General features: G+C 59.9%; 11 protein-coding genes and 1 tRNA gene. 7 read left to right on the top strand and 5 right to left on the bottom strand.

The genetic code is table 11. The features are described 5' to 3' along the window. From VMN77_00660 to VMN77_00645, 4 genes are all read right to left on the bottom strand, one after another. The coding region (locus tag VMN77_00660; GenBank protein HTN42288.1) for a cardiolipin synthase B at window positions 1-224 on the bottom strand (224 nt) is incomplete at its 3' end. Window positions 225-397: 173 nt separating this feature from the next. Further along, window positions 398-472 (bottom strand) — tRNA-Gly (locus tag VMN77_00655). Between the two features lie 231 nt (window positions 473-703). Beyond that, the gene (locus tag VMN77_00650; protein ID HTN42287.1) at window positions 704-1,207 is read right to left on the bottom strand and encodes a hypothetical protein; all 504 of its coding nucleotides are present in this window, start codon (window positions 1,205-1,207) and stop codon (window positions 704-706) included. A 50-nt stretch (window positions 1,208-1,257) separates the two neighbouring features. After that, window positions 1,258-2,079 carry a transketolase gene (locus VMN77_00645; GenBank protein HTN42286.1) on the bottom strand — a complete coding sequence of 274 codons (822 nt, stop codon included), beginning with the start codon at window positions 2,077-2,079 and terminating at the stop codon, window positions 1,258-1,260. A gap of 132 nt (window positions 2,080-2,211) precedes the next feature. Here VMN77_00645 and VMN77_00640 point away from each other — a divergent pair, with 132 nt between their 5' ends. From VMN77_00640 to bcp, 6 genes are all read left to right on the top strand, one after another. Next, the gene (locus VMN77_00640; protein HTN42285.1) at window positions 2,212-2,553 is read left to right on the top strand and encodes a hypothetical protein; all 342 of its coding nucleotides are present in this window, start codon (window positions 2,212-2,214) and stop codon (window positions 2,551-2,553) included. An 18-nt stretch (window positions 2,554-2,571) separates the two neighbouring features. Next, window positions 2,572-3,120 (top strand): peptide deformylase, encoded by a 549-nt coding sequence (def, locus tag VMN77_00635; protein HTN42284.1) that lies wholly within the window; start codon window positions 2,572-2,574, stop codon window positions 3,118-3,120. Window positions 3,121-3,237: 117 nt separating this feature from the next. After that, window positions 3,238-4,962 (top strand): ABC transporter ATP-binding protein, encoded by a 1,725-nt coding sequence (locus tag VMN77_00630; protein HTN42283.1) that lies wholly within the window; start codon window positions 3,238-3,240, stop codon window positions 4,960-4,962. A 93-nt stretch (window positions 4,963-5,055) separates the two neighbouring features. Beyond that, complete coding sequence (gene folB, locus VMN77_00625; protein HTN42282.1) at window positions 5,056-5,412, top strand: dihydroneopterin aldolase; 357 nt, start codon at window positions 5,056-5,058, stop codon at window positions 5,410-5,412. 1 nt (window position 5,413) lies between these two features. Beyond that, window positions 5,414-6,091: an LON peptidase substrate-binding domain-containing protein gene (locus tag VMN77_00620; protein HTN42281.1), complete on the top strand. Its 678-nt coding sequence runs from the start codon at window positions 5,414-5,416 to the stop codon at window positions 6,089-6,091. Between the two features lie 44 nt (window positions 6,092-6,135). Then, window positions 6,136-6,609, top strand: coding sequence for a thioredoxin-dependent thiol peroxidase (bcp, locus tag VMN77_00615; protein ID HTN42280.1), 474 nt, complete (start codon window positions 6,136-6,138; stop codon window positions 6,607-6,609). A 69-nt stretch (window positions 6,610-6,678) separates the two neighbouring features. On the opposite strand, the gene VMN77_00610 is transcribed toward bcp, so the two are convergent. Then, window positions 6,679-7,083 carry a 6-carboxytetrahydropterin synthase gene (locus tag VMN77_00610; GenBank protein HTN42279.1) on the bottom strand — a complete coding sequence of 135 codons (405 nt, stop codon included), beginning with the start codon at window positions 7,081-7,083 and terminating at the stop codon, window positions 6,679-6,681. A 204-nt stretch (window positions 7,084-7,287) separates the two neighbouring features. Here VMN77_00610 and chrA point away from each other — a divergent pair, with 204 nt between their 5' ends. After that, a complete protein-coding gene (gene chrA, locus VMN77_00605) occupies window positions 7,288-8,442 on the top strand; it encodes a chromate efflux transporter (GenBank protein ID HTN42278.1) in 1,155 nt (384 codons plus the stop codon). The last annotated feature ends 24 nt before the right edge of the window (window positions 8,443-8,466 follow it).

Raw genomic sequence — 8,466 nt, 5'->3', positions numbered from 1 at the left:
TCGTCTTCCTGGACGATGTAGTTTTCGAAGTAAACATGGCGTTTTGCCGCGCGGATCGCATCGAGCCACGCCGGATAATTTTCCCGCGCGTCGATGAGGAGGCGGATTTGGTTGCCTTCGATCAGGGGGGCCCCGGCCGCGCGCGAGAAAGCCTGGTTGGCCAGCGCGCGTAAGGTCGGGATCGCGTTGCGCTCACGGTTGTGGAGGGGGAGGGCGACACTCATGTCAAAACCCCCGGTCGCGTGTTTAAAGAGCGTGGAGGAGAGGAATAAAACCGGAGCGGAAGACGGGATTTGATAACGCACTGCGCCCAAGGCGCAGAATTTAAATCCTGCGCGCCAGCGCCTTCCTCCCGGAACCAAATCCCGTTCACCGGGAATCAATGGAATATAAAAAATGGAGCGGGAAACGGGATTTGAACCCGCGACCCTCGCCTTGGCAAGGCGATGCTCTACCACTGAGCTATTCCCGCATCCGGTAAGTCGGAAGATTCCGATTCAATTTTTAGCCCGGCTCGGGCATCGCCTTACTAAGCGACGGCTCTCAGCCGGAGCGCCTCAATCCTCGCTCTACCACTGAGCTATTCCCGCGTCCGGGTTGTTGAAGAATAATAAAGATAAACAAAGCGCGGAAAGTTACTATATCCAAAAACGGAGGAGATTGTCAATCGGCGCGGTTTGGACCCAAGCCTGCTCCGAACCATTCACAGCACCTTGAACTCGATCACCTTGGAGCTGGCCTTTCCCTGCGTGTCCTCGACGTAGAGTTCCACGGTGTGGTCGCCCTTCGGGAATTGGGCCTCGGGAGCATGGATCCGGTTGCCGGTCAGGTAGGGTTTGACCCGGTCGGTGATGTCGATCGAAAAGAATTTGATGTAGCGGACCTTGAGCGTGGACATGTTCGGCTCGGCCCCGTCCTTGGATTTATCGAATTCCACGTCGATCTCGACCGGCTGCTGGCCGATCTCTCCGCCGCCGGGCCGGACGACATCGATCTGGGGACCGTCCTTCAATTCCAGAATCATCGACCGGCCGACCTCGGTCATTCCCTTTTCCTTGGCCGTCTGATCCTGGTGGAGTACATCCTGGTCCGTTATGAGCTGAAGAACATCTTTTTTCGTCTGGGCTACGGTGAAGGAAGCCGCCGAGAAAAAGAGTACGGCGATCATTCCCCAAAGGATCCGTTGAGAAATTCGACCTGAATTCATCGGCGCGCTCTTGGAGGCTTCGAAAATGGACCGACCGATGCGGGAAGAGATTATCGCTGGTCGAGTTCGGCCAGCGCCCGCTCCATCTGCTCCGGCGTGGGCGGAATGCCGTGGAGCTCCGGCTTGTTTTCCATGAAGGAAACGCCCTTGCCCTTAACCGTCCGGGCGATGATCACGGTCGGCCTTCCCTTCGTGGCGCGGGCTTCATCAAAGGCCTTCGCGACCTGGTCCCAGTCGTGCCCGTCGATCTCGATCGCATGCCACTTGAAGGCCGTCCATTTATCGGCGAGCGGCGCGAGATCCATCACGTCCTTCACCCATCCGTCCTGTTGGGCCTGATTATGGTCGACCATGACGGTGAGATGATCCAGGCCGTGGTTTCCGGCGTGAAGCGCCGCTTCCCAGACCTGTCCCTCATCCAGCTCCCCGTCGCCCGTCATCACATAGACCCGGTAGTCCTTCCGATCCAGCCGTCCGGCCAGGGCCATGCCGATTCCGATCGAGATGCCTTGACCCAGCGATCCGGTTGAGGCCTCTACGCCGCCCATCCGGTGCCGTTCGGGGTGGCCTTGCAAGGGGCTGTCCAGCTTGCGCAGGGTTGTGAGCTGTTCGACCGGAAAATAGCCGCTGCGCGCCAGAAAGGAGTAGAGCGCGGGCGCCGCGTGCCCTTTGCTCAGAATGAAGCGGTCGCGGTCGGGCCAGTCCGGCCGCTTGGGATCATGCCGCAAAACCTGGAAGAAAAGTGTCGTCAGAATCTCAACGGTCGAAAGGGAACTGGTCGGATGACCGGATCCGGCGGCCGCGGTCATCCGGATGATGTCCTTTCGGACGGTGGTGGCCATTTTTTTAAGTTCGTCACGATTTGAGATCATCATAGTGTCCTTAAATTAACAAAAACCCGCCGCCAAGTCAATCATGATTTTGCCGTGGTTTCCCGGTTGACGCTGACAGGCAACTCCCCTATACTATCGGTTCAGACGCATTCACCGGTTGCGGGACACTCGATGGCTTCGGAGAAGATCGATCGGATCAAAAAGGTTCTCGCCGCGGACCCGGAGAGCGAGATGCTGTGGTTCAGCCTGGGCCAGGCTTACGCGGCGGAGGAATCGGCCGCGCTGGCCGTCGAGGCCTTTGAAAAGGCGATCGCGCTGAAGCCCGATTACACCGTCGTCTATGAACAGCTCGGCGGCGCTCTGGAAAAAATCGGAAAGATGGAAGAGGCCAAGGGCATCTACCGTAAAGGGATCGAGGTCGGTCAAAGGACGCGCGACATGATTCCGCTGGAACGGATGACGGCCCGCCTGGCCCGTCTCGAGAAAGGCCCCCGGCCCCGGCCGGCCGCATGAAAAGACGAGTGAGGCTTCATGTCGATCCTTAAAACGTCCAAGCTGGGAAATCCGGTCCTGCGACAGATCGCCAAGGAGGTCCCCCTCTCGGAGCTGAAGAGCCCGGCGATCCAGAAGCTGATCGACGACATGATCGAAACGATGCATGAATACGACGGCGTCGGGCTGGCCGCCCCCCAGGTGCACGAATCCAAGCAGATCGCCGTGATCGAGGTCCACAACAGCAAGCGGTATCCCTGGGCGCCCAAAGTCCCGTTGCTGATCCTCGTGAACCCGGCCTTTCTCTCCAAATCGGAAGAAACCTCCGAGGGATGGGAAGGCTGTTTGAGCGTGGAAGGCTTCCGCGGAAAGGTGCCCCGGTCCAAGAAGGTGGCGGTCCGTTTTCTCGACCGCCACGGAAAAGAACAGAAGCTGGAAGCCGAAGGCTTTCCGGCCGTCGTGCTTCAACATGAGCTGGACCATCTTGCCGGAAAGGTCTTTCTGGACCGGATGCACGACCTCTCGACGCTGACCCACCTCAAAGAATACGAGCGGTTTTGGATGAAGCCGCCGGATGAAGATTCATGAGCGGGTGGCCGGAAGCGGGGCGCCCCACCGCGCGCAGCCGGGGTCCCTACACCGGGCGGGGTGGCGAGCACGGTGGGGTTGCTGAAGGACAGGACCCGCGAATAAGGTAAAGGAAATATGCGATCTCTTTTCCGTGTCGTACGCTATATCAAGCCGTATCAACGCCTGGCCTACCTGACCCTGGCCTGCGCCGTTCTCACCACCACGCTCGAGATGGTCCCGCCGTGGCTCCTCAAGCGCGTGATCGACGACGTGATCCGGGGCGACAACCTCCCGCTGCTCCAATGGCTGATCCTCGGGCTGGTCGCGGTCCATCTGGGCCGGAACCTGTTGAACTCGGCGCGCATCCGCTTCAACAACACCCTGGAGCAGCGCGTGATCTACGACATGCGCGACCAGATCTATCGGGCCCTGCAGCGGCTCTCCGTCAGCTATTACGAGAACCGGGCGACGGGCGAGATCATGTCCCGCGTGGTCAACGACGTCAACAATTTGGAGCGGATCTTTATCGACGGCGTGGAGGCCCTGGTCATGGCCGGCCTCACGTTGCTGGGAATCATGGCGGTGCTTTTCTATCTGAACTGGCGGCTGGCCCTGATCGCCCTGATCCCGATCCCCTTCCTGGTTCTGGGGGCGACGGTCTTCACCACCCGCGTCCACAAGCTCTATCACCTCATCCGACAACAGGCGGCCCAGCTGAACGCGCTGCTCCAGGACAGCATCTCGGGAATTCGCGAGACCATGAGCTTCAACCGTGAAGCCTACGAGGTGGAACGCTTCAACCGGCAGAGCCTGGAATACAGCCGCGGCAACCTGCGGGTGGCGCGCATCTGGTCGGTCTATTCTCCCGGCATGATCCTGGTCGCTTCGACCGGCACCCTGCTCATTCTCTGGTTCGGCACCCATGCGGTACTGGAGGGCCGGATGACGGTCGGCGGACTGGTGGCCTTCCTGAGCTATCTGGGCCTTTTTTACACGCCGATCAACCAGATCCACTCGGTGAACCACATGCTCCAACAGTCGCTCGCCTCGGGCGAACGGGTCTTCGAGATCATGGACGCCGTGCCGGAGGTTTCCGACCGGTCCGGGGCGGTCCGTCCTCCCCGGAAAGCCGAAGGGTTTGTGGAGTTCAAGAACGTTTCGTTCCACTACCGCCCGAATGCTCCCGTCCTCCAGCAGATTTCCCTCCAGGCCTTTCCCGGCGAGAAGATCGCGCTGGTCGGTCCCAGCGGCAGCGGCAAGAGCACGATCATCAAACTGCTCATGCGGCTGTACGACGTCGACACGGGAGCGATCATGATCGACGGACGCGACGTCCGGGATCTCCAATTATCGTATCTCCGGGATCAGATCGGGGTCGTGGCCCAGGAGCCGTTTCTGTTCAACGGGACGGTGCGCGAGAATATTGTCTACGGGCGTCTGGATGCCACCGAAGAGGAGGTGACCGCGGCGGCCGAGGCGGCGCGGGCCCACGAGTTCATCCTCTCGCTTCCGGACGGCTACGCGACCTGGATCGGCGAGCGCGGCGTGAAGTTGTCGGTCGGTCAGAAACAACGGATCGCGATCGCGCGTGCGCTGCTCAAAGACCCGCCGATCATCATCTTCGACGAGGCCACCTCCAACATCGACACCGAGACCGAGGCCAAGATCCAGGAGGCCCTGGGCGCCCTGACCTACCATCGGACGACCTTCATCATCGCCCATCGTCTTTCCACCCTGAAGCACGTCAACAAGATCCTCGTCGTTCAGAACGGACGGATCATCGAGCGGGGAACCCACGAGGAGCTTCTCGCCGGGGGCGGCCTGTACACGCTTTTGTACGATGCGCAGTTTCAGATGTAGGGGCGCATGTAGGGGCGACACATGCGTCGCCCCTACCGGATCAATTGATGTTCACCACACGATTTGATATAGTCTGCTCCGGAGAACGACGGCATGGATAAAATAATCATCGACCATCTTGAATTTTACGGCCATTGCGGGATCACGCCCGAGGAGCAAAAAACCGGCCAGCGTTTCTCGCTGGATCTGGAAATCGGCTGCGACGTCCGCCGGATCGCCCAAACGGATCAGCTCCGCGAGGCCTTTGACTACGCCGCGATCTCGCGACGGCTGATCGAGATGGCCCGCAAGGAACAGTTCCGGCTGATCGAAACGATGGCCGAACGACTGGCCGAGGTCGTCCTTCGGGAATTCGGGGCGAAACGGGTGACGCTGCGCCTGAGAAAAACGGCTCCGCCCATCGAGCCGATCATGGCCTACTCGGCCGTTGAGATCCATCGCGAGGCATAAAATGATCCAAGACCGGCTCCCAAAAATCATTCCCCTGTTCCCGCTCCCCGCAACGGTTCTTTTTCCCAATACCTATTTGCCGCTCCATATCTTCGAGCCGAGATACCGGGAAATGGTCGAGGCCGTCCTGAACGATTCCACGGAAGCGGCCCGGATGATCGGGATGGTCCTCCTAAAAGAAAATTGGGAAAAGGGCTATTACGGCAATCCGCCGATCCACCCGATCGGCTGCATCGGCCGGATCATGCAGATCCATCGATTGAACGACGGACGCTACAATCTCGTCCTCTACGGTCAGGATCCGTTCCGGGTGAAAAAACAGCTCTACGACAAAAGCTACCGCCGGGCCTGGATCGAACCGTTTCGTCCGGCGGGGGAAACCGTCACCGCGCTGCCGGAACCGCTGCGGGATGAGCTGGTCCGTTCGCTGCAGGGCTATGCGAAACTGCGCGGCTGGGAAAACCAGATCAACACCCTCCTGGACATGCGGCTGGACGATGACCGGCTGGTTCAACTGCTGTCCTCCGAACTGGACACGACCCCGGTCGAGAAGCAGTTCCTGCTCGAGTCCGAGGACCTTGCGCAGCAAGGTCGGAGACTGCTCGATTTGATCGGGTTCATGACGGAAGAATACCGGTCCCGGAAGGAAACGAACCTGCCCTGGAATATCGGCGACTGAAGACCGGCGAAGCCATCGGACCGGAACAAGCAAAGGAGCGCATCATGGCCGCAAACGAGTTAAACGTCGGAGACGCCGCACCCGATTTCCGTCTCCCCTCCACCGAGGGAAGGGAAATCTCGCTGAAAGAGTTCCGCGGGAAGAAAAAGGTGGTATTGTACTTTTATCCCAAGGACGATACGCCCGGCTGCACGAAAGAGGCCTGCAGCTTCCGGGATGAACGCTCCAAATTCGACAAGGAAGACGCCGTCATCCTGGGCGTGAGCTTCGACGATCTGGAATCCCATAAAAAATTCGCGGGAAAATTCAAACTCCCCTTTCCGCTGCTGAGCGATGCCGACAAAAAGGTCGCCGAAGCCTACGGCGTTTACAAGGAAAAAAGCATGTACGGCCGGACCTACATGGGGATCGAGCGGAGCACCTTCGTGATCGACAAAGACGGAAAGATCGCCCGGATATACCGGAAGGTCAAGGTGGACGGCCACAGCGACGAGATTCTGGGGGCCCTGGGAACTTAATCAGCGAGCAAGGCGAGCGGGAGGGGGAGGCTCCGACGGCTTGGCCGACGGAGGGGGCGACGCAAGCCCCTATAACCCTTTATAGGCCGCGAAGGAGCTTTCGGATTCCCACATCCGGACCTCCGAAACCGGGAACCCTTTGGAACGCACGAATTCGAAGATCAATTTCGCGATGGACTCGGCCGTCGGGTTCGCGTCGAAGAGAAAAACCGGCTCGTTCATCTTCTGAAGCATCGGGAGCGCGGGGTCGTCCTTCCGCAAGAGCATCTTGTGGTCCAGCTCCCGGTCGAGCCAGCCCGCGACGACCTCCTTCACCTCCGTGAAATCCCGGACCATCCCGATCGCGTCCAGCTTGTCCGTCTCCAGCTCGATCTCGACCTTTCCGTTGTGGCCGTGGAGATGACGGCATTTGCCGTCGTAGTTCATCAGTCGGTGGCCGTAGCAGAATTCGATGGCCTTGGTGACTTTGTACACGAATCCCTCCGGGGTGTGGACAACAATGTCATCATACTAAAGGCGGATGACACGGTCAACAGATTTGAGAAGATAGACTATCTTTCCTTGCAGGCATAGTATTATTTATAATGATCGAGGTAAAGAAGGGCGGTCCCCTCACGAGCGCCAAGCCCGGCTGCATAAAGTAGGTGCGGCATCGGTCTGCGTGAATCGCTCCCAAAAATGAACCCATCGTTATTGCAGAGCCTGATCGAGGTGGCCGCGTTGTTTCTCAAGCTGGGCATGACCGGCTTCGGCGGGCCTGCGGCCCATATCGCCATGATGCACGATGAGACGGTTCGGCGCCGCGGGTGGCTGAGCGACCAGGAATTCCTCGATCTGGTCGGCGCGACCAACCTGATCCCCGGCCCGAACTCGACCGAGATGGCGATCCATCTCGGCTTCCGGCGGGCGGGATGGCCGGGGCTGATGGTCGGCGGCCTCTGTTTCATCCTGCCCGCCATGCTGATCGTCATGGGGCTGGCCTGGGTCTACGTGCGGTTCGGCTCCACGCCCCAGGCCGCGTGGCTGTTGTACGGCGTGAAGCCCGTCATCATGGCCATCATCGTGCAGGCCCTGTGGGGTCTTGGAAGGAGGGCCGTCCGCGGCCCGCTGCCCGGCGTGGTCGGGGCGGCCGTCCTCTCATCGTATTTTTTGGGCGTGAATGAAATCGCGTTGCTGTTCGCGGGGGGGCTGGTCGTCATGGTCGCCGCGAACGTCCGGCGATTGAGAAACCCGGTTCCGGGGCTTTTTCTCACGCCGGCCCTAGGCGGACGGAACCTGCTGGCGTCCTCCGCGGCGGTCGCCGCATCGTTCAGCCTGCCGGTGTTGTTCCTCACGTTTCTGAAAATCGGCGCGGTGTTGTACGGCAGCGGCTACGTCCTCCTCGCGTTTCTCCGTGCCGATTTCGTCGTGCGGTTCGGCTGGCTCACCGATCCTCAATTAATGGACGCCGTCGCGGTCGGCCAGGTCACGCCCGGACCGTTGTTCACGACGGCCACGTTCATCGGCTATATCCTCGGCGGAACACCGGGTGCGCTTCTGGCGACGCTCGGCATTTTTCTCCCATCCTTCTTCTTCGTCGCGGTTTCGAATCCGTTGATTCCCCGGATGCGCCGCTCGGCATGGGTGGGCGGTTTTTTGGACGGCGTCAACGCGGCTTCGTTGGGCCTGATGGCGGCCGTCTCCTGGCAATTGGGCCGGACCTCGGTGACCGACCCTCTCGCGATTGTGGTGGCTCTGATTTCATTCTTATTGCTGGCGCGCTATAAGCTCAATTCGACGTGGCTTATTGCCGGCGGAGCGGCCGTAGGATGGCTGTCGGCCGCGTTACGATGAAATTCAAATAGGATAAGGTTTCGG

The organism is Nitrospiria bacterium (genome assembly GCA_035498035.1).
Classification (GTDB): Bacteria; Nitrospirota; Nitrospiria; order JACQBZ01; family JACQBZ01; genus JACQBZ01.
Note: the sequence above shows the minus strand (reverse complement) of the source record. Positions and strands in the feature narration are given on the sequence as shown.

What these genes read in the sequence shown, in the direction of transcription:
- VMN77_00650 (HTN42287.1), bottom strand. Translation starts at nt 1,207, where the DNA reads ATGAATTCAGGTCGAATTTCTCAACGGATCCTTTGGGGAATGATCGCC.
- VMN77_00645 (HTN42286.1), bottom strand. Translation starts at nt 2,079, where the DNA reads ATGATCTCAAATCGTGACGAACTTAAAAAAATGGCCACCACCGTCCGA.
- VMN77_00640 (HTN42285.1), top strand. Translation starts at nt 2,212, where the DNA reads ATGGCTTCGGAGAAGATCGATCGGATCAAAAAGGTTCTCGCCGCGGAC.
- def (HTN42284.1), top strand. Translation starts at nt 2,572, where the DNA reads ATGTCGATCCTTAAAACGTCCAAGCTGGGAAATCCGGTCCTGCGACAG.
- VMN77_00630 (HTN42283.1), top strand. Translation starts at nt 3,238, where the DNA reads ATGCGATCTCTTTTCCGTGTCGTACGCTATATCAAGCCGTATCAACGC.
- folB (HTN42282.1), top strand. Translation starts at nt 5,056, where the DNA reads ATGGATAAAATAATCATCGACCATCTTGAATTTTACGGCCATTGCGGG.
- VMN77_00620 (HTN42281.1), top strand. Translation starts at nt 5,414, where the DNA reads ATGATCCAAGACCGGCTCCCAAAAATCATTCCCCTGTTCCCGCTCCCC.
- bcp (HTN42280.1), top strand. Translation starts at nt 6,136, where the DNA reads ATGGCCGCAAACGAGTTAAACGTCGGAGACGCCGCACCCGATTTCCGT.
- chrA (HTN42278.1), top strand. Translation starts at nt 7,288, where the DNA reads ATGAACCCATCGTTATTGCAGAGCCTGATCGAGGTGGCCGCGTTGTTT.